The following is a 24866-nucleotide window of genomic DNA, read 5'->3' on the forward strand; positions in this document are numbered from 1 at the left end:
CTGGAGGTACTCCAGCGCGCGAACCATTCATCACGCGGCGGACTTAGGCCGCATATACCTGTCTTGCGCTTCGCCTTCCACCTTGAACACCGACACCGACGTGGTCAGTGCATGCGCCTGTTCTTCCAGTGCGCGGCTGGCGGCGGTGGCTTCTTCCACCAGCGCAGCGTTCTGCTGGGTCACCTGGTCCATCTGCACCACCACCTGGTTGACCTGCTCGATACCGGCGGCCTGTTCCTTGCTGGCCGCTGCGATATCGCTCATCAGCTGGGTGGTGCGCGAACTTGCCTGGGCTACGCGGGCGATCGCGGCTTCCGATTCAACGGTCACTGCCAGGCCGCTCTTCACCTTGGCAGCGGCATCTTCGATCAGTTCCTTGATCTCCTTGGCGGCGACACCGGCACGCTGCGCGAGCGTGCGCACTTCGCTGGCAACCACGGCAAAACCACGCCCCTGCTCACCTGCACGCGCCGCTTCCACCGCAGCATTCAGCGCCAGGATGTTGGTCTGGAACGCAATGCCGTCGATCACCGTGGAGATTTCCGAGATGCGTGCCGAGGACTGGTCGATCTCACCCATGACCGAGGCCATCTGTGCCATCGCCTGCTCGGTCTCGCGCACGGCGGCACCGGCCGCATGCGCTTCACTGTCGGCCTGACGCGCCAGCTCGGCGTTCTGGCGCACGGTGGAGGTCAGTTCCTCCATCGATGCGGCCGCTTCTTCCAGATTGGCTGCCTGCTGCTCGGTGCGGCGCGACAGATCATTGTTGCCGGCGGCCAGTTCCTGCGCCGCGTTGTTGATGCTGTCGGCAGCCACCTGGATGCCACGCACGATGCCGGTCAGCTGTGCGGTGGTGGTGTTGGCATCGTCGCGCATGCGTGCGAACACGCCGTCGTACTCGCCGTCCATGCGTGCGGTCAGGTCGCCGTGCGAGATCGCGCGCAGCACGTCGGAGACATCGGCGATGCTGGCCTGCGAACTGGCCATCATGCCGTTGAGATGTTCGACCATCGCCTTGAACTGGTACTGGAACGCAGCGGCATCACCACGCATGCTGAAATCACCAGCGCGTGCGGCGCGGGCCAGTTCATCGATCTGCGCGTTGATCGCCATCAGGCTCTGCTTCACCGCGGCCAACGTACGGGTCAGCGTGCCCTTCTCGCCCGGGTAGTCGGGCAGGTCGCGGCTGAGGTCGCCGATGGCGTAGCGCTGCATCACTTCGGCCATCAGCAGCTCCACCTGCACGTGCGATTCGACCAGGCTGTTGGTGGCCTGCACCATGCGGCCGAAGTCACCGGGGAACGCCGTGGCGTCCATGCGATAGCGGATCGCGCCCGCCTCATGCTGCTCAGCCATCTGCAGCTGTGCGCCGATCGCCGCCTGCACGCTCTGCCGCACGCTGGCCATCGCCTCGCCCAGCTGGGTCAGTTCGTCACGGCCGCCAAGGCGGAACTCCTGGTCCAATTGTCCCTTGGACAGGCGCTCGGCCAGGTTCACCGCGCGGGCCAGCGGACCGGTCAAGCTGCGGCCGATCATCACCGAGGCACCGATGCCCACCAGCAGCGCGACGCCGCCCAGCACCAGCAGCTGCAGCAGGCTGCGCTCGCCCAGGCGGATCGCCTCGGCGGCTGCCTCACGGCTTTCCTTCTCTTCGAAGTCCACGCCATCGGACAGCGCCTTGTTCCAGCCGTTTGCCGCTTCCTGCACCGGGCCCAGGGTCAGCGCTACGGCGCCCGGGTAGTCGCCCTGCTCCATCAGTTCGCTGGTCTGCTTGTTGAGCGGGCGCGCAATGGCACGCTTGGCCGCGATGGTTTCGGCAATGGCCTTGCCATCGGCGTCGCTGGGCAGCGCCTGGTAGGCGGTCCAGCTGGCCTCGTAGCGCTTCACCAGATCGGCGATGCGCTGCTCGTCGTGGCCGCGGTCTTCGCCCTGGCGGATCAGCATCTCGCGGCGCACCACCATCATCTGGTTGTTGGCATCGAGCATCTGCGACAGCAGGCGCACCTTGGCCACGCTGACGTCGACCACCTGCTGCATCGCGCGCTTCTGCACGACACTGGCGGTGGCGCCGGTGGCCACCACGGCGGCGACCAGCAGCAGCAACAGGCCAAAGCCCAGCCCAAGACGCCAGGCAACCCTGACGTTCCTCAAGTAGTTCATGGGGGTATCCAAAACGGGGGGATGCGCCCTTATCGGCGGCCCGGCAGGCAATCTTGATCGCCGTCCGTCGACGGCGTCGGCCACCGTTCACCTTGGTGAGCCCCCTGCGCAGCAGCACCTGCGCGCTGGACACGGCTGCAATACCCATGGCTGCTCATGCGGGCATCAGATCCCTTTCACGGTGGCTCGGCGGCTGCTGCGGGCAAGGTGGAGGCGTGACCTGCTGGAGATCCCAATGCCCTTGCCCGTGTCCCGATCCACCCTGCTCGCTCTCTCGCTGCTGGCGTCGCCAGCCTTCGCGCAGGCGCCGCCGCCCCACTTGCCCGCACCCATTGCCGAAACGGCCGGACCGGATACCGCACCCCACTCCGCCCTGCACGCCCAGGTGCTGCTGGATCGCGCGAATTTCTCCCCTGGCCAGATCGATGGCGAAATGGGCAGCAACCAGCGACGCGCGGTGTCGGGTTTCCAGGCAGCGCATGGGCTGGACGTAACGGGCGAACTGGACGACACCACCTGGAAGGCCCTGCAGGCCGATACCGTTGGGCCGCTGGCCAGCTACACGCTGACTGCTGAGGATGTTGCCGGTCCGTTCCAGGCCACACCGAAAGGGCCCGCCGCCCAGGCCAAGCTCACATCGCTGGGCTACGGCAGTGTGGAAGAAGCCCTCGGCGAGCGCTTCCATGCCTCCCCTGAGCTGATGAAGGCGCTCAATCCCGGCGTGGACCTGACCAAGGCCGGCAGCCGCATCCAGGTACCCAACATCGCACTGGCCGCATTGCCGAAGGCGGCGAAGATCGTGGTCGACAAATCCGACTCCACGCTGCAGCTGCTGGATGCGCAGGGCAAGGTGATCGCACAGGTGCCGGTGTCGTCGGGCAGCCAGCACGACCCGTTACCGATCGGCGAATGGAAGATCCTGGGCGTTTACCGCGACCCGCCGTTCCACTACAACCCGAAACTGTTCTGGGATGCCCGCAAGGGCGAAAAGAAGGCCACCCTGCCACCGGGTCCGAACAATCCGGTCGGGCGGGTCTGGATCGATCTGTCCAAGCCGCATTACGGCCTGCATGGCACGCCCGAACCCGGCCATGTGGGCAAGACCGAATCGCATGGCTGCGTGCGCATGACCAACTGGGATGCGCTGCGCGTGGCCGATGCCGTGGATACCTCGGTACCCGTGGTGATGCAGGAGTGAGCCGATGCGCCTTTCGCAACTGATCGTGCTGGGCGTTCTGCTGGGGCTGGGTGCAGGCTGGTGGCTGCACCGCGATGCGGGTGATCCGGTACCCGCCCCGCTGCCGCAAGCGCAATCGGCACTGGCAGCGGCGCCGGCGAAGGAATCTGTAGCGACACCCGCAACAGCCCCACCCGCCAACACCGCGCCGTCGGCCGCGCAGACTGCGGATGCACCGTCCGGTCTGCTGCTGCCGGTGCAGGGTATCCATGCGTCCCGGCTGCGCGATACGTTCACCGATGCACGCAGCGAGGGTCGCGTGCACGATGCCATCGACATCATGGCCGATACCGGTACGCCGGTGCTGGCGGTGGCCGATGGAACGGTTGAAAAACTGTTCAACAGCGAGCGCGGCGGCTTGACGATTTACCAGTTCGAGCCCAGCGGGCGCTGGTGCTACTACTACGCGCATCTGCAGCGCTACGCCGATGGCCTGGCGGAGAAGCAGGTGATCAAGCGCGGAGAGGTGATCGGTTACGTGGGCAGCACCGGTAACGCCAGCGCTGAGGCCCCGCACCTGCACTTTGAGGTGCACCTGCTGGGCCCGGAAAAACAGTGGTGGAAGGGAGAGTCGATCAATCCGTATCCGCTGTTGAAACAGGCGGCTTCGACGCCCGACGCTGCCAGTGCCGCAAGGTGATGGTGAATACCACCAGCGCAGCGCCCGGAATCAGCAGGAACAACGCCGCCACCTTCCAGAAGAAGAACGGCCACAGCCACGCGTAGTCCAGGTCGGTCAGCTTCAGTACGTCCATCGGTGGCAGCAGTTCCACCGAGGCCACGCGCCCCGCCAGCGCGGGCTCGACCTCCAGAACGGTCACCCGCAGCCACGAACGCCCGCGCGGCAGCGCATCCCCCCGGCCATAACCGAAGTACGAGGCGGCAAATCCAGCAGGCACAACCGATTCCAGCGCGCGGGTGATGCCGGAACCCGGCACGCCCGAACGCGTTTCGGCGCGGAAGTCGGTCTGATCTGTCGGGGTTTCCACGCGCAGGCGCACCTCAGGATCGATCGCCGTGGAAGTACCGTCATCCGCGTAGCGCAGGCGCAGCCGCAATTGGTCATCGATGAAGCGGTAGACCGTGACCTCGGCCGTCGCACCCGGGCTCAGCACCAGAGGCAGCACCTGCGTGCGTGAGGCCATGTGGTTGGCGATCGCGCCCAGCACCAGCACCGCGCAGGCAAGCACCCACAGGCTCCACAGCACCCACAGGGTGATCCGCACCACCGTTACGCCCTTCACGCTGACATCCGGGTCATCACGTCATTTCCCTGCTGGCCGTGCCGACACAGTAACGAAAAAGCCCCGCTTTCGCGGGGCTCTTCCTGTCACCTACGCCGGGCAGCGCCCGGCGCTACCTCAGGCGAACGGATCCTGCAGGACCATGGTGTGGTCGCGGTCCGGGCCGGTGGAGACGATGCTGATCGGGCAACCGGCCAGCTCTTCCAGCGAACGCAGGTAGGCACGTGCGGCCGGCGGCAGGTCGTCCCAGTTGGTGATGCCGTGGGTGTTCTCGCTCCAGCCCGGGAACTCCAGGTACACCGGGGTGCAGTCTTCCCAGCCCTGCGCGTCCAGCGGCGCGTACTCGGTGCGCTTGCCGTTGTATTCGTAGGCGATGCAGACCTTCAGCTTTTCCATGCCATCCAGCACGTCCAGCTTGGTGATGCACAGGCCGCTGATGCCGTTGATGGCCACGGCGCGCTTCAGCGCGACGATGTCCATCCAGCCGCAGCGACGCGGACGGCCGGTCGAGGCACCGTACTCGGCGCCGCGGTCACGGATGCCCTGGCCGACTTCGTCGTCCAGCTCGGTCGGGAACGGGCCGCCGCCAACGCGGGTGGCGTAGGCCTTGGCGATACCCAGCACGTAGTCGATCGAATCGGCGCCGACGCCGGAACCGGCCAGTGCACCACCGACGGTGGTGTTGGAGCTGGTGACGTACGGGTAGGTGCCGTGGTCGATGTCCAGCAGCGCACCCTGCGCGCCTTCGAACAGCACGCGCTTACCCTGCTTGCGCAGGTCGTGCAGGATGCCGGCCACGTCGGACTTCATCGGCTGCACGTATTCGCCGAAGGCCAGCGCTTCGTCGAAGGTCTTCTGGAAATCGACCGCATCGGTGTTCAGATACTTGGTCAGCACGAAGTTGTGGTAATCCAGCGCGGTGCGCAGCAGTTCTTCCAGCTGCTTCGGGTAATGCAGGTCGGCGATGCGGATGCCGCGACGCGCCACCTTGTCTTCGTAGGCCGGGCCGATGCCACGGCCGGTGGTGCCGATCGCCTTGCCGCCGGCAGCGCGCTCGCGCGCCTGGTCCAGGGCGATGTGGTACGGCATGATCAGCGGCGCGGCCGGGGAGATCTTCAGGCGCGAACGCACTTCCACGCCGGAGGCTTCCAGCTCGGCGATTTCCTTCTGCAGCGCGGCCGGCGAGATCACCACGCCGTTGCCGATCAGGCACAGCGCATCGTCACGCAGGATGCCCGACGGGATCAGGTGCAGGACGGTCTTCTTACCGTTGATGACCAGGGTGTGGCCGGCGTTGTGGCCGCCCTGGAAGCGCACGACGGCGCCGATTTCCTCAGTGAGCAGATCGACGATCTTGCCCTTGCCTTCATCGCCCCACTGGGCACCCAACACTACGACAGACTGACCCATGACGGGCTCCTCATATGTTGCGGCCATCGGGGCCGCGGACGGTTGAACCGTGGCGGGGCTGGCCAGCACCTTGAGGGCGGCTCCAAACGGGGAGCAGCCGGCGATGGAAGGCCCAGACACGGAAAAAGCCGAACGGGGAGGCCCGTCCGGCTTTTGTGCATTATCCGGGTTTCCGGGGTCGGGTGCCACCTTTCCGACGGACGGCTTCACCGGCCGGTCAGCCGCCCCGCCCGGTCGTGCCGGCCGCTGGCCGGCAATGCCAACCAAGGTTGGCATCTACCAGAGCCGGGCCACGCATGTACCGGCCGGTCAGGCGCCTCCCGGTCGTGCCGGCCGCTGGCCGGCAATGCCAACCAAGGTTGGCATCTACCAGAGCCGGGCCACGCATGTGCCGGTCGGTCAGGCGCTTCCCGGTAGTGCCGGCCGCTGGCCGGCAATGCCAACCAAGGTTGGCAGCTACCAGAGCCGGGCCACGCATGTGCCGGTCGGTCAGGCGCTTCCCGGTAGTGCCGGCCGCTGGCCGGCAATGCCAACCAAGGTTGGCATCTACCAGAGCCGGGCCACGCATGTACCGGCCGGTCAGGCACGACCCTTTCAATGCCGCGCCCACCACAGCAGGCTCAGGCCGGCCAGCAGCACCAGCCCGCCGAAGCTGCGCAGGGCTGGGCTGGGCAGGTCCAGCAGGCGCTCGGCCATGCGCTTCCAGGCGAACGGGGCGACGAACAGGAACAGGCCTTCCAGCACCGCCACCAGGCAGACGGCGGCGAACAGATCTTTCATGGGGGACTCCGGAAAAAGCACGGGGCCCGGCATCTGGCCGGGCCCCGTGGGGTACTGCCCTGCGACCTCAGCGGTCGTTCTTCAGGTACTGCAGGAACGGGTCGTTCTTGTCGAGCACGATCACGCCGTTGCCGTCGGTCATGGAGCCACGGTAGGCCTCCAGGCTGCGGTAGAACGCGTAGAACGACGGGTCGGCCGAGCCGGCCTTGCCATAGATGCGCGCCGCATCGGCGTCGCCTTCACCGCGCAGGCGCTGTGCATCACGCTCGGCCTCAGCGATCAGCACGGTGCTGTCACGGTCGGCCTGGGCGCGGATGGTCAGCGACTGCTCCTCGCCCTCCGCACGCAGCTTGGCCGCTTCCTGCTTGCGCTGGGCGCGCATGCGCTCGTACACGTCATTGATCACCTGGCTGTCGGTCGGCAGGTCCACCTGCTTGATGCGCAGGTCGATCATCTGCATGCCGAGGCCCGCCACCGCTTCGTTGATCCCCTTCAGCTGCTCGGCGATCAGCTCGCTGCGGTCGCCGGAGACCAGCTGCTGCAGGGTGCGCGAGTTGATCTGGTTGCGCAGCGAGTCGGTGATGATCGGTGCCAGGCGGGCGTTGGCGATGCGCGGATCGCCACCGGTGGCACGGAAGTAGTCACCCACGTTGGAGATGTAGCCGATGGCGAAGAAGTCGACGCTGACGTCCTTCTGCTCGGCGGTGAAGTAACGCGCCGGGGCGGTGTCGAGCACCTGGAAGCGGCGGTCGAAGACCTTCACCGTTTCCACCACCGGCACCTTGAAGTGCAGGCCCGGCTTGATGTCCGAACGCACCACCTTGCCCAGGTTCAGCACCATGGCAGTCTGGTCCTCACGGACCACGTACACCGAGCCAAGCAGGCCCAGCACCACCGCCACGATCACGGCAATCCAGATAGGACTCTTCATCGGCTGCCCTCCTCACGGCCGCTCGGTCGCCCGGTCGGGCGGCCCACCGGCCGGCCCGGATCACGGGAAGCTTCCGCCGCTGCACCCGGCAGCGACGGCATCACCACCTCCGGATTGGTCACTCCCGGCGGCGCCGAGGTGGTGGGACGGGTATCGCCGGTCATCGGCACGTAGATCAGCTGGCGGCCATCGCCACCGATCACCTTGCGGTTCTCGCTCAGCACCTGCTGCACGGTCTCCAGCCACAGGCGCTTGCGGGTCACTTCCGGGGCGTCCTTGTACTGGGCCTGCAACAGGCTGAAGCGCTGCGCGTCACCCTCGGCCTTGGACACCACGGCCTGCTTGTAGCCTTCGGCGGTGGTACGGGCACGCGAGGCCTGGCCTCGGGCTTCCGGCACGACCTTGGCGGCGTAGGCCTGGGCTTCGTTGATCAAGCGTTCCTTGACCTGCTGGGCACCGTTGACCTCGTCGAAGGCCGGCTTCACTTCTTCCGGCGGACGGGCGTCCTGCAGGGTCAGGCCGGTCACGGTCAGGCCGGTCTTGAACGCCTTCAGCAGCGCCTGCAGGCGCTCCTCGGCGGCCACGGCCAACGGGCCACGGTTGTTCAGTACCGCGTTGAGGTCGGCACGGCCGACTTCCTCGCGCACCGCGCTCTGCGCCGACTGCTCCAGCACCTGGTTGGCATCGACCGTGCCGAACAGGTACTGCTGCGGGTCGTCGATGCGGTACTGGACGTTCAGCGAGACGTTGACGATGTTCTCGTCACGGGTCAGCACCGGCACCTGGATCGAGAAGGTCTTGATCTCGGTGGCATTGACCTTGGTGACCGATTCGATCGGCCACGGCAGCTTGAAGTTCGGGCCGGGCTGCAGGATGCGCGAGAACTGGCCGAAGCGCAGCACCACGCCACGCTGCTGTTCGCCGATCAGCTGGAAGCTGGAGAACAGCACCAGCAACACCACGGCTGCCACCACCCAACGCATGATGCCACCGTCGAACAGGTCCTTCAGCGGCCCGGGCAGTCCGCCCCAGCCACCACCATTGCCACCGCCGCGCGACCCGAAGGGCCCGCGTCGATTGTCCTCGGGGCCTTGTCCGCCCTTGTTGCCGCCGGGTGTATTCCAGGCCATGCACGCTCCATCAAGATTTGGGCTGCGGCGCGGGCCCTTCCCGCACCACCAGCCGTGAAACCATCACCGATCATACAAGATGGGGCGGATCGGCAGGATCGAAAGGGGGGCAACGGGGTAAGGTGGCGTTTTCCTCGAAGTCAGGCAACGCCGATGGCCCCCACCACCCCGTTCACCGCCTTCCGCATCGAAAACGACGACGCCGGCTACCGCAGCGGCCTGGCCCAGCTCAATGTCGACGACCTCAACCCCGGCCAGGTACTGATCCGCGCCCACTGGTCTTCGGTCAACTACAAGGACGCGCTGGCGGGCACCGGCAAGGGCAGGATCCTGCGCCGCTTCCCGCTGGTGGGGGGCATCGACGTGGCCGGCACCGTGGTTGCCAGCACCGATCCAGACTGGCGTGAAGGCGATGCGGTGCTGGCCACCGGCTGCGGCCTCAGCGAAACCCGCGATGGCGGCTACAGCCAGTATGTGCGGCTGGAGTCGCGTGCGGTGATTGCCCAGCCGGCCGGGCTGACCCCGCGTGAGGCGATGGTGCTGGGCACCGCCGGCTTCACGGCAGCGCTGGCGCTGCTGCGCATGCAGGACAACCGGCAGACACCGGAGCTCGGCCCACTGGCGGTCACCGGCGCCAGCGGCGGTGTCGGCGCGCTGGCGCTGTCGATCTTCAGTCGTGCCGGCTACACCGTGCACGCAGTCAGCGGCAAACCGGACCAGGCCGAGTTCCTGCATGGTATCGGCGCCACTGAAGTACTACCGCGCGAGGCACTGTCCGACACCGGCCCACTGCATTCGGCCCGCTTCGGCGGCGGCCTCGACAATGCCGGAGGCGACATGCTTGCCAGCCTGCTGGCACAGACGGTGCCCTACGGCAGCGTGGTCAGTGCCGGCCTGGCAGCCAGCCCGACGCTGGACATGACGGTGATGCCGTTCATCCTGCGCGGCGTGTCACTGCTGGGCGTGTCCTCGGCCAATGCACCGCGCGGGCTGCGCGAAGAAGTGTGGTCGCGGCTGGGCAGTGACTGGAAGCCGCAGCAGCTGGACCGCATCTGCACCGCCGAAGTCGGCCTCGATGGCCTTCCTGCCGTGTTCGAACGGATGCTGGCGGGCGGTTCGCTGGGCCGCACGGTGGTGCGGATCGACTGAACGTCGCAGGCAGGCGACGGACGGCAGATGCGCCCCTCCCGCCAGTAATGGGCCCGCACTACACTGCGGGCATTACATGGGGAACAACATGGCACGCATTCTGATCGTCGACGACTCACCGTCGCAGCTGTTGGGGATACAGCGCATCGTCGAGAAGCTCGGGCACCAGATCCTGACCGCCACCGATGGCGCCGCCGGGGTCGAAACCGCCAAGGCCGAGCTGCCCGACCTGGTCCTGATGGACGTGGTGATGCCCAACCTCAATGGCTTCCAGGCCACCCGCACCCTTGCGCGCGACGAGGCGACCCGGCATATCCCGGTGATCCTGGTGACCACCAAGGACCAGGACACCGACCGCATGTGGGGCATGCGCCAGGGCGCCAAGGCCTACATCACCAAGCCGTTCTCGGAAGACGAACTGTCCGAGGTGCTGGAACGGGTGTTCGCCGGGCAGGGCTGAGCCCGTCCTGGCGGTGCCAACCCTGCTTGGCCCACCGCTCTGGTAGGTGCCAACCTTGGTTGGCACGCTTCTGTAGAGTCGAGCCATGCTCGACTCATCAAGAGCAGTCGAGCATGGCTCGACTCTACATGTTAAAGCCGCCGGGCATGGCCCGGCGCTACCTTCAGATCGTTTCGCCGAACGCCTTGGCCAGATTGCGGTACGCCTTCTTCTGCGCCTCGTCAGTCGCGGCCGGGGCCACGATCTCGATTTCAACAATCTGGTCGCCATCCGGGCTGCCCGGCAGCCCACGGCCGCGCAGGCGCAGCTTGCGGCCGGCATCGGAATCGGCCGGAATCTTCAATTCCACCGCTCCACCCAGGGTCGGCACGCTGATGCTGGTACCCAGCGCGGCCTGCCACGGGGTCACCGGCAGCGTATAGAGGATGTTGCGGCCATCGACCTCGAACTGTGGGTGGGCGGCATACTCCACTTCCAGCAGCAAGTTGCCGCCATGGTTGCCCTGCCCGGCCAGCCGGATCACCTGCCCCGGGCGGATGCCCTTGGGCACGCGCACGTCCAGCTGCTTGCCGTTGACGGTGATGCGCAGGCTGTCGCCGCTGTAGGCCGCTTCCAGCGGAACCGACAGCTTGGCGCGGGTATCGCGGTTGGGCGCGTGGCCCTGGCTGCTGAAGCCCGGCCCCGGACCAGCGCCACCACCGCCACGCTGGCGCGCGAACAGGCTCTCGAAGAAGTCGCTGAAGCCTCCATTGGGGCCGCCACCGCCGAATACTTCCTCGAAATTGAAACCGCCAGCACCACCATAGTTCGGCGGCACGTTGAACTCCTCGCCCGGGCGATAGCCCTGCGCGCGCAGCTGGTCGTAGGCCGCGCGCTTTTCCGGATCGCGCAGCGCCTCGTAGGCCTCGTTGACCGCCTTGAACTTGTCTTCGGCCCCGGCCTCCTTGCTGACGTCCGGGTGGTACTTGCGTGCCAGCCGGCGGTAGGCGGTCTTGATCTCCGCCTCGCCCGCGCTCGGTTCCACCCCCAGGGTGGCGTAGTAATCCTTGAATTCCATCCAGCTACCTCGATCTGCTTCGGCCGCGCCGGTGGCGCCGCCCCGGGTTCATTCTACGCGCCGGCATGCTACGCCGCCCCTCGTGCGGCCACGGTGAGGCCGACTGATCCTGCGCAATGCGGCTGCCATCCCCATGCACCACGCTGTGGCTGGAAGCCCCCGCCGCAAAGCCTGAAGATGGGGCCTGCACACGGGTTTTCCAATGTCTTGACGCCCCTGTCCCATCCGGCCCACTAGCCTGCCCCAGCAAGGAGTTCCCCATGACCATCCATGTCGGCGACCGCATTCCGGAAGTGACCCTCAAGCGCATCCGCGAGGGCATCGAAACGCTCGATACGCATTCGCTGTTCGACGCACGCAAGGTGGTGCTGTTCGCCGTGCCCGGCGCGTTCACCCCGACCTGCTCGGCGCGCCACCTGCCCGGCTACGTCGAGAAATTCCAGGCGTTCCGCCAGCGCGGCATCGATGTCTACTGCATGGCGGTCAACGACCCGTTCGTGATGAAGGCCTGGGCCGCCGACCAGAGCGTGCCCGACGGCCTGCTGATGCTGTCCGACGGCAATGCCGAACTGACCCGTGCGCTCGGCCTGGAGCTCGACGCCAGCGCCTCGGGCATGGGCATCCGCTCACGCCGTTTCGCCCTGTACGTGGTGGATGGCGTGGTGCGTGCGGCCTGGATCGAGCAGCCCGGCCAGTTCGAAGTGTCTTCGGCCGAATACGTGCTGGAGCACCTGCCAACCTGATCTTCCACCGCAAGAGGAAACGGCCAGCCATGTCCAGCAAGCCAGCCAAAGCTCCCAAATCTGCCGCCAAGGTACTCGGCATCAGCGATCGCAAGACCTTGCGCGAGCGTGCACGACGCAACATCGAGGACGGTGCGATCACCGACAGCTACAGCGCCGACCGCAAGGTGGTGATCAAGCTGCTCAACGATGCGTTGGCCACCGAGTACGTATGCGTGCTGCGCTACTACCGGCACTACTTCATGGCCAAGGGCATGCTGGCCGACGCGGTGAAAGCCGAATTCCTCGAACATGCACAGCAGGAACAGGCGCACGCCGGCAAGCTGGCCGAGCGCATCGTCCAGCTCGGCGGCGAGCCGGACTTCAACCCCGATACGCTGACCGCGCGTTCGCATGCCGAATACAAGGAAGGCAGCGACCTGCGCGACATGGTCCGCGAGAATCTGGTGGCCGAACGCATCGCCATCGACAGCTACCGCGAGATGATCAACTTCATCGGCGACCGCGATACCACCACCAAGCGCATCCTTGAAGAGATCCTCGCGCAGGAAGAGGAACACGCCGACGAATTCGCCGACCTGCTGGATGGGTGGATCGGGGAATAGCGGCCCCGCATACGCCTTGGTAGATGCCCACCTTGGTGGGCGCATTTATCGCGTGCCAACCAAGGTTGGCACCTACCAGAGCATGGATCCGTCGGGTCGCCGGGCCATTCCCAGCACCTACCGCAGGACGTTGAACCGCACCTGCGTCCACGCGCCATCCGCCGCCAGTGCGGTCAGCGTATGTGTGCCCAGCTCGGCGAACTCGCGCTGCATCAACTGCGCGCCTCGGGTCTGCGCGATCCAACGGCCATCCAGCAACCAGTCCACCGCCTGTTCGCTGCCCAGCGCGCGCAGCTGCAGGCGCACGCCATGTTCCGAGTTCGGCGCACGCGCCAGCGTGGCGCCATCATTGAGGCCATCGATGTGCAGGGCCACGCTGGCCTCACGCCCGTCGTCGCGGCAATCCGGCGACAGCGCCGGCAACTGCGAGGCAGCGCGTGTGGCCTTGGGCAGCCACGGTGACAACAACGCCGGCCAGCGCGCGATCTCGCGCGCTACTTCCTCATGTGGATTACGGCAATCGGCCGACACACGCAGGCCGGTCCGCGCGTCGGCCAGGTAACGCTGCCGCCCCGGCTGCCAGCGCCGCGCCTCGCGCTCGGGAAAGGTCGGTGGTGCCGCGCCGTCCAGCAGATAGGCCGGCATCCGCCGTTGGCACAGCGCCGTCGGCAGGCCTTCGGCGCGTTCACCGGTCGGCCAGCAGATGTCTTCCTGGCTGACACTGGCCGGCATCGGTGCAGCAGCCGAATCGCCGCGCTGGCGCGGCAGGCTGTCCACCACTTCGAACATCAGCGGCAGCGCAGTCACCGCGCCGTACTGGCCCGGTAGCGGCGTGCCGTCCGGCCGGCCCACCCACACGCCCACGGTGTAGTGGCGCGTGCTGCCGATTGCCCACGCATCGCGGTACCCGTAACTGGTGCCGGTCTTCCACGCCACACGCGGGCGGCCACCGACATCGAACGTACCGACGCTGTAGCCTGGGCGCGGGTTCGATTCCAGCATTTCGCGCACGATCCAGCTGGCGCCCGGCGAGGCCAGTCGCCGCTCGATCATCGGTTCGTCATCGGTGTAGCGCACGCGTCCGGCAATGCCGTTGCGGTTCAGCGCCGCGAACGCGCCGACCAGATCTTCCAGCCGCGCACCGGTACCGCCCAGGATCAGCGAGAGGTTGGGCGTGCTGCCCGGCGGGAAACGCAGCTGGATGCCGGAGTGCGACAGGCGCGCGGCGAAGCGCGCGGCCCCGACCCGCTGCAGCAGGTCCACCGAGGGCACGTTGAGCGACAGGCGCAACGCACTGGACGCGCCGATCGGCCCATTGAAGGCCATGTCGAAGTTGCCGGGCCGGTAGCTGCCGAAACTCTGCGGCGCATCGACCAGCAGGCTTTCCGAATGGATCAGGCCATCGTCCAGCGCCATCGCATACAGGAACGGCTTGAGCGTGGAGCCCGGCGACCGCCAGGCCTGCACCATGTCGACGTGGCCGAGCCGCTGGCGGTCACCAAAGGACAACGTACCGACGTAGGCACGCGCCTGCAGAGTCTGGTTGTCGACCACCAGCAAGGCTGCCGAGGTGCGCTCCGGCAGCGTCGAGAAATAGCTGGCCACGCGCTCTTCCAGCGTGCGCTGCAGGCCGATGTCGATGCTGCTCTGGATACGCGCCTGGCCCGGATGCGCCGAGTGCAGGCGCTGCGCCAGCAGTGCGGCGTGCAGCGGAGGCCGCAGCGAGCGCGCCACCACGTTCTCGATGCGCGCATCCTGCACTTCCTCCGGCGTCCACGCGCCCAGTTCGGCCATGCGTGACAGCACCTTGTCGCGCGCTTTCTGCGCGGCTTCCGGGTGGCGGTCCGGGCGCAGCCGGCTTGGTGCCTGTGGCAGTACCGCCAGCAACGCGGCCTCGGCATGTGACAGCTGCGCCGCCGGCTTGCCCAGATAGGCCCAGCTGGCCGCTTCCACGCCCTCGATGGTGCCACCGTAGGGCGCGCGCTCCAGATACAGGGCCAGGATCTGCCGCTTGCTCAGGTGAACTTCCAGCTGCACCGCGCGCAGCATCTGCTTGAGCTTTCCCCAGGGTGTGCGCGTATGCGGGTCGAGGATGCGTGCGACCTGCATGGTCAGGGTCGAGCCGCCGGAAACGATGCGACCACCGCGCAGCAACTGGCCGCTGGCACGCAGGATCGCCAGCGGGTTGATGCCCGGATGGCGCCAGAACCAGCGGTCTTCGTAGGTCAGCAGCGCCTGCAGGTACAGCGGCGAGACGCTGTCGATCGATGCCGGATAGCGCCACACGCCCTCGGCATCGGCGAACGCACGCAGCGGCGTACCGTCGGCAGCCACCACCAGGGTGCTGGTATCGCGCTGCTTCGGCAGCGGCGGCGGGAAGGCGAAATCCAGCACCAGCAGCAGTGCCAACAGTGCCGCTGTACCCCAGCGCAGCCACGGCCACAGCGGCCGCAGCCAGCGGCGCAGGGCCGCCAGCCGGATCGACATCGTCTTCTTCATTGCAGCGTGCCGGATTGGAGCTTGCCAGCGGGACGGGCCGCGCCGTCGCGGCCCGTCCGCGCGGTCACGGCTGTACCACCGTGATCGTGGTCGGGTTGCTACGGCCGACGCCACGCAGCTGCGGCCGGTACATGTCCTCCACCAGCGGCGGCGGCACCGAGTAGGTACCCGGGGTCACCGCACGCACCAGATAGAACACGTTGGCCTTGCTGCCACGCGAGAGCTTCAGCGCAGCCACATAGCGGTCGTCGCGGAACTCTTCGTGCTTGGTGTCAGCGGCTTCGCTGCGGTCGCTGATGGTGATGCCATCAACCACCACGTCGGCCCACTGCTTGGCATCGCCCAGGTTGAAGTTCTCGATCTCCAGGCCCGCCGGCAGCAGGTCGGTCAGCAGTGCATCGGGCATCGTGGTGTCGGCGGTGACCGTCACGCGAACGATCAGCGCTTCGCCTTCCTTCAGCGGGCGCGGCGACCACGGCTTGCCATCGGTGCCGAAGTAGCTGCGCTCAATGCCCAGCACGCTGTTGTCCGGTGCCGGCGCACTGCGCGGGATACCGGCAACGTCGATGCTGGCGAACATCGGCGGCTGCCCCTGCGGAGTGAAGCGCACGCCGCTGGCCAGCTCGCTGGCGCTGAAATTGCGGCCGAACAGCTTGCGCTCGCCGATGGCTTCGGTGTTGCCACCGATCACCAGTTCACCCTCCACCAGCGCCTTCTGGTTGGCGGCCAGTGCCTTGCCAAGGCGGGCGATCGCTACCTGTTCCTGCGTGCTCAGCCACATCCAGCCGGCATTGCGGCGCGCATCCAGGCCACGGCCCAGATCCACCGCACGGGCATCCCAGGCCGGCTTGGCCAGCTTGTTTTCGTGGGTCAGCGCGATCATCAGCGCGTCATCACGGATGGCGCTGCCGTAGTCGCCGAAGTAGGACGGGCGTTCGCTGCTGGACTTGGCGAAGGCGGCGGACAATGCCGCCTGGCCACGCTTGGCATCGCCCTGCAGCGACAGCGCCACGCCCAGATGGACCAGCGACAGGCCGCCGACCGCCTTGCTGCGCTCGTTGTCATACAGCGTGCGCAGCGTCCCCAGCGGAGCGCGATTGACCCGGGCCAGCACGTAGCCCGAATAGGCCTGGTTGGCGAACTTCAGCTTCTCGCGGTCGTCCTGGCCGTAGAATTGGTTGCCACCGGACAGCAGATCCTCGCTGAGACGGTTGAGCGCCTTCTGCAGCACGTTGTCGGGCACCGCGAAACCGGCGTCCTTCGCGTCGAGCAGGAACTCGGTGATGTACGGGGTCAGCCACGGGTTCACGTAGCCGTCGTCACCCCACATCGAGAAGTTGCCATTGGCCACCTGCATCGACGCCAGGCGGCCAAACGCACCTTCCATGCGCTCGCGACGGGTCTTGGCATCCAGCCCATCGGCACCGAGCATCGACGACGTCGCCTGGTCCAGGATCAACGCAGCGTAGCCCTTGCTGGTGGTCTGCTCGGCACAGCCATACGGGTAGTTCAGCGCGCCCTGCAGTGCACTGGCGAACGGAATCGGCGGCAGCGGACTGACCAGCAGGCGAGCATTCACCGACTCGGACATCAGGCCATCGGTCAGGCTGTTGTCGAGGCTGACCGCGGCCAGCGGATCCAGCGTACGCACCTGCGAACGCAATACCTGCGGCCACGCCGCACGCACCGGCAGGTCGTAGCGGCGATCGGCCTTGAAGCCGTTGCCGTCCACCCGCACCCGCACCTTGGCCACGCTGTGGCCCTCGCGCGCCGACAGCGGGAAGCTCAGCGTGGTCTTGGCATCGGCATTCAACTGCACGCTGCGGCTGCCCTCGCCCAGGTTCAACGGGCCTTCGCTTTCCACCTTCACGATGAACTGGCCCGGCTTGCCGGTGAAGTTCTGCACGTCCAGGGTCACCGTGCTGCGGTCGCCCGGGGCGAGTACGCGTGGCATGCTGGCTTCGGCCAGGATCGGCGCGCGCACGATGGTTTCCACATCGCGCTTGCCGTACTGGTCATCGCTGTAGACCAACGCCGACACGCGCAGGGTACCGTTGAAGTCCGGCACCTTCAGGCGGATCCGGGCGATGCCCTTGGCGTCGAGCTGCACCGGGCCGGAGAACAGGTCCACGGTCTGCACGCGCGCGGTCGGGCGCTTGGCCTGCGGCAACGCCTGCAGCGCCATGTCGCCACCGAACTTCAGCTTGCCGGCACCGCCATCAAAGCTCTCGATCACCCGGCTGTAGATGTCGTAGGCATCGATGCCGAGGCGACGCTGGGCGAAGAAGTGCGCACCGGCATCGGGCACCGGGAAGCGGGTGATGTTGAGGATGCCCACGTCCACCGCCGAGACGGTGACGTGCGCCATCTTGCCGGCCAGCTGCGGTGCGCTGACCGTCACCGGCAGGTCCTGCTCCGGGCGCATCTGCTTGGGCGCAGCCAGGCCGACGGCCACGGTGCGGCCCTTGCGGTCCATCGGCACGTGCACCACGCCCACGGCACGGGCCGGGGTGATCTTGCTCGGCGCACTGCCGCCACGGAACACCAGCGCGGTGATATAGACGTCGTGGCGTTCCCAGTCGGCGGTGACCGGAATCTTGAAGGTCGAACCCGGCTTGGCCTCGATGTCCTGCACGTACAGCATGCGGTCGGTCTCGACCATCAGGATGCCCTTGCCGGCGTGCGGCGGGGTCACCGTCACTTCCAGGGTGTCACCGGCCTTGTAGCCGGTCTTGTCCAGGGCCAGCTTGACCTTGTCCGGGCGCGCGTCCAGGCCGCGGTTGTCATCGCCCCAGCTCCAGCCGGCGCGGAACGGGTAGCGGCTGGTCAGGCCGGTGGACGGATCGAACACGTCCACCCGGTACTCGCCCCACTCCACCGGGAAATCAAAGGCGACAGCGCTGCTGCCGGCATCGACGGTGCGGGTTTCCTTGTTCTCGAAACGGCGGGTGAAATCGTAATCCCAGCGATTGTCGTTGAAGGTCCAGTGGTAGTCGCGCAGTTCGCGCACCAGGGTGATCTTCAGGCCCTTGGCCGGTTGCGGTGTGCCGGCGGCATCCACGCGCATCAGCTCGAAGCGTGCATTGCCGTTGGAGTCGGCGCCATCCTCGGGGTTGAACAGCGGGCGCACGCCGACCAGCGCGTTGGCCGGCCACATCACCCGCTTCAGGGTACGGGTGACGGTACGGCCACCGGTTTCATACAGGCTGCCGGACAGCACCACAGCGATCGGCGCCTTGGCCTTGGCCGCCTCTTCCGGCAACGCCACGTCCTCACGCAGCTGGCCATTGGCCGGCAGCGTGGTATCGATCACGTCCTTGGCCTCGCGCGGCAGCTGCAGGGTCGGGTCACCGAAGAAATAGCCCGGCAGGCCGTCCACCGGCTTCTGCTCGGCGGCCACCGCCATGCGCGCGGTGAAGCGGTTGCCATCGGCCGGCGCGCCATACAGATAGGCGCCATTGGCCTGCAGGCGCAGGTCCTCACCCGGCTTCAGCGTCTTCTGCGCGCTGTCCAGGTCCAGCTTCATGCGCTCGGGCAGGAACTCCTCGATGCGCAGGGTCATGCCCTGGATCGCTTCCTTGCTGGCCGGGTCGGTGCGGAACTCGACCTGCCAGCGCCCGGTCGGCGCCTCGGCGGGGATCACCTGCTCGAAGTTGATGTAGCCCTGGTCACCCGGCTGCAGGCGGGTCTCGCGGAAGGTCTTGCCATCGGGCTGCTTCAGGCGCAGGAACACCGGCTGAGCCTTGACCGGCTTGCCGTCGTTGTCGCGCAGCAGCGCGGACAGGCGCACGGTTTCGCCCGGCCGGTACAGGTCGCGCCCGGACCAGGCATAGACGTCGAACCAGGCATTGTCACGGCCGGCCACGGCGAATTCGCTCAGGTCCAGCGCCGGCTGGTTGAACGGCAGGAAGCTGGTGTCCTTGCCGCTGCTGGCGACCAGCACGTGAGTGGCATCCAGCGTGTAGTTCAGCAGCGCATTGCCGTTGCCGTCGGTGCTGCCCTTCAGTACCACTTCGCCCTTGGCATCCAGCACGCGTAGGTCGATGCCCTTCAGCGGCGCGCCGTCCTTGAGGCCGGCGGTGTGCACGAACAGCTTGTCCTTGTAGGCGCGGGTATGCAGGCCGATGTCGCTGACCGAGAAGAACGCGGTGTCGAACTCGCCTTCATAGTCACCAGTGCGCTTGAGCAGGGCGAAGTACAGGCCCGGCTCCTGCAGTTCCTTGATGTCCTGGGTCGGCAGGTAGGTCAGCACCCGCTCGTTCTTCTTGCCGCCGAGGATGAAGCGGTTGACGTAGACCGGCTCGGCCAGCTTGTTGATCGGGCTGCGCTCGTAGTCGCTGCTCAGCTCCCAGCTGCCGCGGCGGCCACCGCGCTGGTACTGGCTGAAGAAAGTCGGCAGGTCCTTCTCGCGCACGCGCAGGAATTCGACGTCAACCTCGGGCACGTTCACCGAGACCACCGGCAGGCCACGGCTGTCCTTCGCCGGCAGCACGCTGCCCTGCGAGGCGAAGCCAACCACCGGCTTCAGCTCGCCGCTGAACACCTTCTGCTTCAGTTCCTTGCCCAGCCGGCTGCCATCGGCGGCCAGCAGGTCGGGCGAGACCACCAGGCTGAATTCCTTGCCGGCCTCCACGAACGGATAGCGCAGGGTCAGGCCGTCATCGGACAGCGTCCAGCTGCTGTCGTCGGTGCCGACCTTCTCTTCGAAGCGCACCAGCTTGTCGAAATCCTGGGTGCCGACCAGCGGGCGCGAGAACTCCAGCGCCAGCGACAGGCCGTCATTCTTCTGGTCCGGGTAGGCACGCAGCAGGGTGAACTCCTTCACCTGCTCGGCCCGGGTGGTGATCGCTTCACCGCTGGCCTTGGGCAGCTGCCCGCTGTCGTTGCGGCAACCGGCCAGGCCCAGCAACAGGCCTCCTGCCAGTACCGCCGCCGCCCATCCCCACCGCTTCCGCCGTGCCGGACCGCTCATGTCGTCACTCCTTGATCGAGGTGGCCATTATAGGCAGGCCGCGTCAAGGTGTTGACGCGGATTCGGCAATTGCCCGGGGCGCGGGTAGCGCCGGCCGCCGGCCGGCTGGACCGGTAGCCGCCAACCTCGGTTGGCGATAGCCGTGGCAACCAAGGTTGGCACCTACCCAAGCGCCCCTCCCCCGCCGCGCCAGGCACAGGCCGATGCCGGCAACCTGTCTGGCTTGGGATCGGGCGCTCCCCCAATCGTGGCGCGCAATGTCCCGGCGGAGAAAAGGCCGAAGTCGCCCCAAAGTGACGGGTTCAACCCTCGATTGAGCGACTTCCCAATCGGCCTTCAGTCGCCGCTGTAGCATCGGCATCAGGCCTTCTGAACAGCAGTGAACATTGCAATGACACGAGTACGCATGATTCAGGATCCAGCGACCGGTAAGGTCTGGGGTACGCGATGTGACCGAGGTACTGTCGAAGTCACCTCCGGAAGCCCCGGGAAGCTGAAGTCACAGTTGAAAGACTTCCCGAGTCCCGACGAGGCACTGAAATGGGCCATCAAACAGGAGTGGTCGCGGCTGAAAAAGGGCTTCGTACTCGTGAACCCAGCTGCTGCCGCAGGCGAACCCTGCATGCATCGTTACATTGGCGGGGGGTACACGGGAGCCCTGATGATTGCGGGTTGCAATGGGAAGCTGGCGACCAATCAGCACCAGGACGAAGACACGCATGGTGCGGCAACCGACATGTTGCTGCTCATCGGTGAAGACGCTGAGATCATCCATGGTTGGCGATCAAGCAAGACGGACCTTGCCTGGTCGGCACTGCCTACGGATGACCGGACAGGATTCCTGATTCGATTCGACTCTGGAATCTACCTTTGGACTTCAGATGGCAGTCCTCCCCAGCGGATCAGCGATGCATCCGTACTGTCATCGCCCTTCCTGACAAGGTCCAACGGGCATGCCGCATGGCATGACGGTGAGCAGGTAACGGTAATGAGACTCGACAATGGAAGGCACATCATGCAGCTGGCGCGCTCCCCTGCGATGGTTGGCGGGCATTCCGAGCAGATGATGGGCACGCTCTCAGCGGATGCCACGATGCTTGCCTGCTGTGCCAATCCGGGTGAGATCGAGTACATCGATGTCGCCCAGGCCAAGACCGTGCGCCGACATCAGGCTGATTTTGAAATGATCGTCAAGATGGAGTGGAGCGCGGATGGACGCTGGTTGTTGGCCTTGGAAGAGTATGGACGGTGGCGCCTGCTGTGCCTGGACGCGGCAACAGGCGAATCCCGCCCCGGGTGGCCGGAGTTCACTGATATGACACGAACTGACTTTGCACTGGACTGCGATAGCAAGCGATTGGCCGTCATGCACCGCGGTCATATTGCACTTTATGACTTTGCAGACATGAGGGAAATTCGACGCTTTCCCGTCGATCATGTGGTGCGTACCGCGCATCTTGCATGGACGGGAGACAATGCCATTTCGGTACGCACCGACTATGGATGCCTTTCCACATATGTGATCTGATCCGGCTTAGTCTATCGCTATCGCGGGATTACACTATCTCTGAGGAACCTCTGCAGACTGCAGCGTGGACCAAAGCATCCCGGTAGTCGCCAACCTTGGTTGGCGTCGGCCGTGCCAACCAAGGTTGGCACCTACCAAAGCAGGTGCAGCCACGTGCCCGGCAAGCAGGCGCAGCGCCAGATCCGGCGAAGCCCCCTACCCCGGCAGGTACAGGTCCACGTAATCGGTCACCGGCATCGCCGCCAGCGCCACCGGGTCCAGCGATGCCGCCAGGATGCGCTGCTGCTGGGCGGTCGGGAAGCGATGGGCCAGGTGCCGGCGGAACTTGTCCATCAGCAGCGGAATGCCTTCTCCGCGGCGTCGGGCGTGGCCAAGCGGGTACTCCACCAGCACTTCCGGCAGTTCACTGCCATCGTTGAAGCGCACGCTCAGGCCGTTGGCGATGCTGCGCTTGTCCGGGTCCAGATAGTCGGCGCTGAGCTGCGGATCCTCGTGGCAGGCCATCTTTGCGCGCAGCGCGTCGATGCGCGGATCGGCGGCGACGTCGTCCTCATAGTCCTCGGCCACCAGCCGCCCATGCAGCAGCGCGATGGCTATCATGTACTGCACGCAGTGGTCGCGGTCGGCCGGATTGTGCAGTGGGCCCCTCTTGTCGATGATGCGGATGCAGGCTTCCTGGGTGCGGATGGCGATGTACGCGATATCCTCGACCTGCCGCCCCATCGCGCGCAATTGCTGGTGCAGCGCGATCGCTGCCTCCACCGCAGTCTGGCCGTGGAACTCGGCCGGGTAGCTGATCTTGAACAGCACGTTCTCCATCACATAGCTGCCCAGCGGCCGCTCCAGCGTCAGTGCCTGTCCATGCATGGACACAGCCTCGAAGCCCCAGGTCGGTGCACTGAGCACGCTCGGATAGCCCATTTCACCCGTTGCCGCGATCAGCGCCAGGCGTACGCCACGGCTGGTGGCATCGCCGGCGGCCCAGCTCTTGCGCGAACCGGTGTTGGGCGCGTGCCGGTAGGTCCGCAGCGCCTGGCCATCGACCCAGGCCAGCGACACTGCATTGAGCATGCGTTCGCGATCCAGCCCGAGCAGCTGCGCCACCACAGCGGTGGTGGCGACCTTGACCAGCACCACATGGTCCAGCCCGACCCGATTGAAGGAATTCTGCAGGGCCAGTACACCCTGGATCTCGTGCGCCTTGATCATCGCCAGCAGCACGTCGTGCACGGTCGGCGGCGGGCGGCGCAGGGCCTGCGCGTTGCGTCCCAGCCAGTCGCAGACGGCGAGGATTCCGCCCAGATTGTCCGACGGGTGGCCCCATTCGGCGGCCAGCCAGGTGTCGTTGAAATCGAGCCAGCGCACCATCGCGCCCAGATTGAACGCCGCCTGCACCGGGTCCAGCACGTAGTGGGTGCCCGGAACGCGCGCGCCGTTGACCACGCTGATGCCCGGCACCACGGGACCGAGCAGCTTGCTGCAGGCCGGGAAGGACAGCGCTTCCAGCCCGCAGCCCAGCGTATCAAGCATGCAGTGGTGCGCGGTCTGGAACGCCAGCGGTGAGTCGATACGGGCGTCGCGCACGTAATCGACGATGTCCACCAGCAGCGCATCCCACGCTGCACGCTCGTTGGATGGGGTGTGGTTGTCGGACATCGTCGATCTCCTCGTTACGGTGCACGGTTGCCCGTGCACCATGCCAACCAAGGTTGGCATCTACCAAAGCAATTGGTCACTGCGGCCCGGTAGTCGCCAACCTTGGTTGGCGTTTACCAACGCATCACTCGGCCGGCACCCGCACCTTGCCTTCCATCAGCACGCGGGCACTGCGGCTCATGATGGCCTTGCTTACTGTCCACTGGCCGTCAACGAGGCCGGCCTGCGCACCCACGCGCAACGTGCCGGAGGGGTGACCAAAGGTCACCGCTTCGCGTTCGCCGCCGCCGGCCGCACGATTGACCAGGGTGCCCGGAATCGCCGCCGCAGTACCGATCGCCACGGCGGCCGTGCCCATCATCGCGTGGTGCAGCTTGCCCATCGACAATGCGCGCGCATGCAGATCGATGGCCGAGGCCGGAATGGCCTTGCCGCTGGATGACACATAGTCCTGCGCCGGTGCAACGAACGCCACCTTCGGCGTGTGCTGGCGGGTTGCTGCGTCTTCCAGCGTGTTGATCAGGCCCATGCGCAAGGCGCCGTAGGCGCGGATGGTCTCGAATTTCTGCAGCGCGGCCTTGTCTTCGTTGATCGCCGGCTGCAGCTCGGTGCCGCTGTAGCCCAGATCGGCAGCGTTGAGGAATATGGTCGGGATGCCAGCGGTGATCATGGTCACCTCGAAGCTGCCCACGCCGGGCACTTCCAGGGTATCGACCAGATTGCCGGTCGGGAACATCGCGCCCGCATCGCCGTCATCGGACGGATCGATGAATTCCAGCTGGATCTCGGCCGCCGGGAAGGTCACGCCGTCCAGTTCGAAATCGCCGATCTCCTGCACTTCGCCATCGCGCATCGGCACGTGCGCGATGATGGTCTTGCCGATGTTGGCCTGCCAGATGCGCACGGTGCACAGGCCATCGCGCGGCACGCGGGCCGGATCGATCAGACCATTGGCAATCGCGAACGGACCCACCGCAGTGCTGAGGTTGCCGCAGTTGCCGCTCCAGTCGACGAAGGCGGTGTCGATCGACACCTGACCGTACAGATAGTCGACATCGTGATCCGGCACAGAGGCAGTGGAGATGATCACGCACTTGCTGGTACTGGAGGTGGCGCCGCCCATGCCGTCGGTCTGCTTGCCATACGGATCGGGCGAGCCGATCACGCGCATCAGCAGCGCATCGCGCGCGGCGCCCGGCACCTGCGCGGCCTCGGGCAGGTCCTGCAGGCGGAAGAACACGCCCTTGCTGGTGCCGCCGCGCATGTAGGTGGCGGGAATACGGAGTTGCGGGAGGAAGGTCATGG

The 24866-nt window shown here is 66.4% G+C and carries 18 protein-coding genes; 7 read left to right on the top strand and 11 right to left on the bottom strand.

Annotated features, from left to right (window positions below; genetic code table 11):
- Positions 1–30: 30 nt before the first annotated feature.
- Entirely contained in the window at positions 31–2160 is a 2130-nt protein-coding gene (locus ACZLIB_RS17135) for a methyl-accepting chemotaxis protein (RefSeq protein WP_478468215.1), read from the bottom strand.
- A gap of 235 nt (positions 2161–2395) precedes the next feature.
- Here ACZLIB_RS17135 and ACZLIB_RS17140 point away from each other — a divergent pair, with 235 nt between their 5' ends.
- A complete protein-coding gene (locus ACZLIB_RS17140) occupies positions 2396–3358 on the top strand; it encodes a L,D-transpeptidase family protein (protein ID WP_132810612.1) in 963 nt (320 codons plus the stop codon).
- A gap of 4 nt (positions 3359–3362) precedes the next feature.
- Entirely contained in the window at positions 3363–4037 is a 675-nt protein-coding gene (locus ACZLIB_RS17145) for a M23 family metallopeptidase (RefSeq protein WP_478468218.1), read from the top strand.
- Here the strand turns inward: ACZLIB_RS17145 and ACZLIB_RS17150 are convergent.
- The 5 genes from ACZLIB_RS17150 to hflK form a co-directional block, all read right to left on the bottom strand.
- Positions 3973–4641 carry a hypothetical protein gene (locus tag ACZLIB_RS17150; RefSeq protein ID WP_478468219.1) on the bottom strand — a complete coding sequence of 223 codons (669 nt, stop codon included), beginning with the start codon at positions 4639–4641 and terminating at the stop codon, positions 3973–3975. The genes ACZLIB_RS17145 and ACZLIB_RS17150 overlap by 65 nt on opposite strands.
- Positions 4642–4758: 117 nt before the next feature.
- Positions 4759–6051, bottom strand: coding sequence for an adenylosuccinate synthase (locus ACZLIB_RS17155; RefSeq protein WP_014038120.1), 1293 nt, complete (start codon positions 6049–6051; stop codon positions 4759–4761).
- Positions 6052–6645: 594 nt separating this feature from the next.
- Positions 6646–6831, bottom strand: coding sequence for a DUF2065 domain-containing protein (locus ACZLIB_RS17160; protein WP_005410640.1), 186 nt, complete (start codon positions 6829–6831; stop codon positions 6646–6648).
- 67 nt (positions 6832–6898) lie between these two features.
- Positions 6899–7762 (bottom strand): protease modulator HflC, encoded by an 864-nt coding sequence (gene hflC / locus ACZLIB_RS17165; RefSeq protein ID WP_010482785.1) that lies wholly within the window; start codon positions 7760–7762, stop codon positions 6899–6901.
- Positions 7759–8892, bottom strand: a complete 1134-nt coding sequence (hflK, locus tag ACZLIB_RS17170) for an FtsH protease activity modulator HflK (RefSeq protein ID WP_049401370.1) — start codon at positions 8890–8892, stop codon at positions 7759–7761. The genes hflC and hflK overlap by 4 nt, the downstream gene beginning before the upstream one ends.
- 153 nt (positions 8893–9045) lie before the next feature.
- Here hflK and ACZLIB_RS17175 point away from each other — a divergent pair, with 153 nt between their 5' ends.
- Positions 9046–10041 (top strand): YhdH/YhfP family quinone oxidoreductase, encoded by a 996-nt coding sequence (locus ACZLIB_RS17175; RefSeq protein WP_478468221.1) that lies wholly within the window; start codon positions 9046–9048, stop codon positions 10039–10041.
- Positions 10042–10129: 88 nt separating this feature from the next.
- Complete coding sequence (gene pilH, locus ACZLIB_RS17180) at positions 10130–10501, top strand: twitching motility response regulator PilH (protein ID WP_005410644.1); 372 nt, start codon at positions 10130–10132, stop codon at positions 10499–10501.
- 163 nt (positions 10502–10664) lie between these two features.
- Here the strand turns inward: pilH and ACZLIB_RS17185 are convergent, their stop codons facing one another.
- On the bottom strand, positions 10665–11558 hold the full coding sequence (locus tag ACZLIB_RS17185) for a DnaJ C-terminal domain-containing protein (protein ID WP_180838652.1): 894 nt from the start codon (positions 11556–11558) through the stop codon (positions 10665–10667).
- A 260-nt stretch (positions 11559–11818) separates the two neighbouring features.
- On the opposite strand from ACZLIB_RS17185, the gene ACZLIB_RS17190 reads away from it, so the two are divergent.
- Together ACZLIB_RS17190 and ACZLIB_RS17195 are read left to right on the top strand one after the other, a co-directional pair.
- The gene (locus ACZLIB_RS17190) at positions 11819–12301 is read left to right on the top strand and encodes a peroxiredoxin (protein ID WP_032127816.1); all 483 of its coding nucleotides are present in this window, start codon (positions 11819–11821) and stop codon (positions 12299–12301) included.
- A gap of 29 nt (positions 12302–12330) precedes the next feature.
- Positions 12331–12906, top strand: coding sequence for a ferritin-like domain-containing protein (locus ACZLIB_RS17195; RefSeq protein ID WP_478468222.1), 576 nt, complete (start codon positions 12331–12333; stop codon positions 12904–12906).
- Between the two features lie 117 nt (positions 12907–13023).
- On the opposite strand, the gene pbpC is transcribed toward ACZLIB_RS17195, so the two are convergent.
- Complete coding sequence (gene pbpC, locus ACZLIB_RS17200) at positions 13024–15405, bottom strand: penicillin-binding protein 1C (RefSeq protein ID WP_478468223.1); 2382 nt, start codon at positions 15403–15405, stop codon at positions 13024–13026.
- 64 nt (positions 15406–15469) lie between these two features.
- On the bottom strand, positions 15470–20377 hold the full coding sequence (locus ACZLIB_RS17205; RefSeq protein ID WP_478468225.1) for an alpha-2-macroglobulin family protein: 4908 nt from the start codon (positions 20375–20377) through the stop codon (positions 15470–15472).
- Between the two features lie 505 nt (positions 20378–20882).
- Here ACZLIB_RS17205 and ACZLIB_RS17210 point away from each other — a divergent pair.
- Complete coding sequence (locus tag ACZLIB_RS17210; RefSeq protein WP_478468227.1) at positions 20883–21905, top strand: WD40 repeat domain-containing protein; 1023 nt, start codon at positions 20883–20885, stop codon at positions 21903–21905.
- A 195-nt stretch (positions 21906–22100) separates the two neighbouring features.
- Here the strand turns inward: ACZLIB_RS17210 and ACZLIB_RS17215 are convergent, their stop codons facing one another.
- Complete coding sequence (locus tag ACZLIB_RS17215; protein WP_478468228.1) at positions 22101–23561, bottom strand: bifunctional 2-methylcitrate dehydratase/aconitate hydratase; 1461 nt, start codon at positions 23559–23561, stop codon at positions 22101–22103.
- A 124-nt stretch (positions 23562–23685) separates the two neighbouring features.
- The gene (gene prpF / locus ACZLIB_RS17220) at positions 23686–24864 is read right to left on the bottom strand and encodes a 2-methylaconitate cis-trans isomerase PrpF (protein ID WP_478468230.1); all 1179 of its coding nucleotides are present in this window, start codon (positions 24862–24864) and stop codon (positions 23686–23688) included.
- Between the last annotated feature and the right edge of the window lie 2 nt (positions 24865–24866).

The sequence above is a fragment of the Stenotrophomonas sp. 220_Sma genome (genome assembly GCF_056487375.1).

Coding starts and splice junctions, on each gene's coding strand:
- ACZLIB_RS17195 (WP_478468222.1), top strand. CDS start 12,331: ATGTCCAGCAAGCCAGCCAAAGCTCCCAAATCTGCCGCCAAGGTACTC.
- ACZLIB_RS17175 (WP_478468221.1), top strand. CDS start 9,046: ATGGCCCCCACCACCCCGTTCACCGCCTTCCGCATCGAAAACGACGAC.
- ACZLIB_RS17140 (WP_132810612.1), top strand. CDS start 2,396: ATGCCCTTGCCCGTGTCCCGATCCACCCTGCTCGCTCTCTCGCTGCTG.
- ACZLIB_RS17145 (WP_478468218.1), top strand. CDS start 3,363: ATGCGCCTTTCGCAACTGATCGTGCTGGGCGTTCTGCTGGGGCTGGGT.
- pbpC (WP_478468223.1), bottom strand. CDS start 15,405: ATGAAGAAGACGATGTCGATCCGGCTGGCGGCCCTGCGCCGCTGGCTG.
- ACZLIB_RS17190 (WP_032127816.1), top strand. CDS start 11,819: ATGACCATCCATGTCGGCGACCGCATTCCGGAAGTGACCCTCAAGCGC.
- ACZLIB_RS17185 (WP_180838652.1), bottom strand. CDS start 11,558: ATGGAATTCAAGGATTACTACGCCACCCTGGGGGTGGAACCGAGCGCG.
- ACZLIB_RS17135 (WP_478468215.1), bottom strand. CDS start 2,160: ATGAACTACTTGAGGAACGTCAGGGTTGCCTGGCGTCTTGGGCTGGGC.
- ACZLIB_RS17205 (WP_478468225.1), bottom strand. CDS start 20,377: ATGAGCGGTCCGGCACGGCGGAAGCGGTGGGGATGGGCGGCGGCGGTA.
- pilH (WP_005410644.1), top strand. CDS start 10,130: ATGGCACGCATTCTGATCGTCGACGACTCACCGTCGCAGCTGTTGGGG.
- ACZLIB_RS17160 (WP_005410640.1), bottom strand. CDS start 6,831: ATGAAAGATCTGTTCGCCGCCGTCTGCCTGGTGGCGGTGCTGGAAGGC.
- prpF (WP_478468230.1), bottom strand. CDS start 24,864: ATGACCTTCCTCCCGCAACTCCGTATTCCCGCCACCTACATGCGCGGC.
- ACZLIB_RS17215 (WP_478468228.1), bottom strand. CDS start 23,561: ATGTCCGACAACCACACCCCATCCAACGAGCGTGCAGCGTGGGATGCG.
- ACZLIB_RS17155 (WP_014038120.1), bottom strand. CDS start 6,051: ATGGGTCAGTCTGTCGTAGTGTTGGGTGCCCAGTGGGGCGATGAAGGC.
- hflC (WP_010482785.1), bottom strand. CDS start 7,762: ATGAAGAGTCCTATCTGGATTGCCGTGATCGTGGCGGTGGTGCTGGGC.
- hflK (WP_049401370.1), bottom strand. CDS start 8,892: ATGGCCTGGAATACACCCGGCGGCAACAAGGGCGGACAAGGCCCCGAG.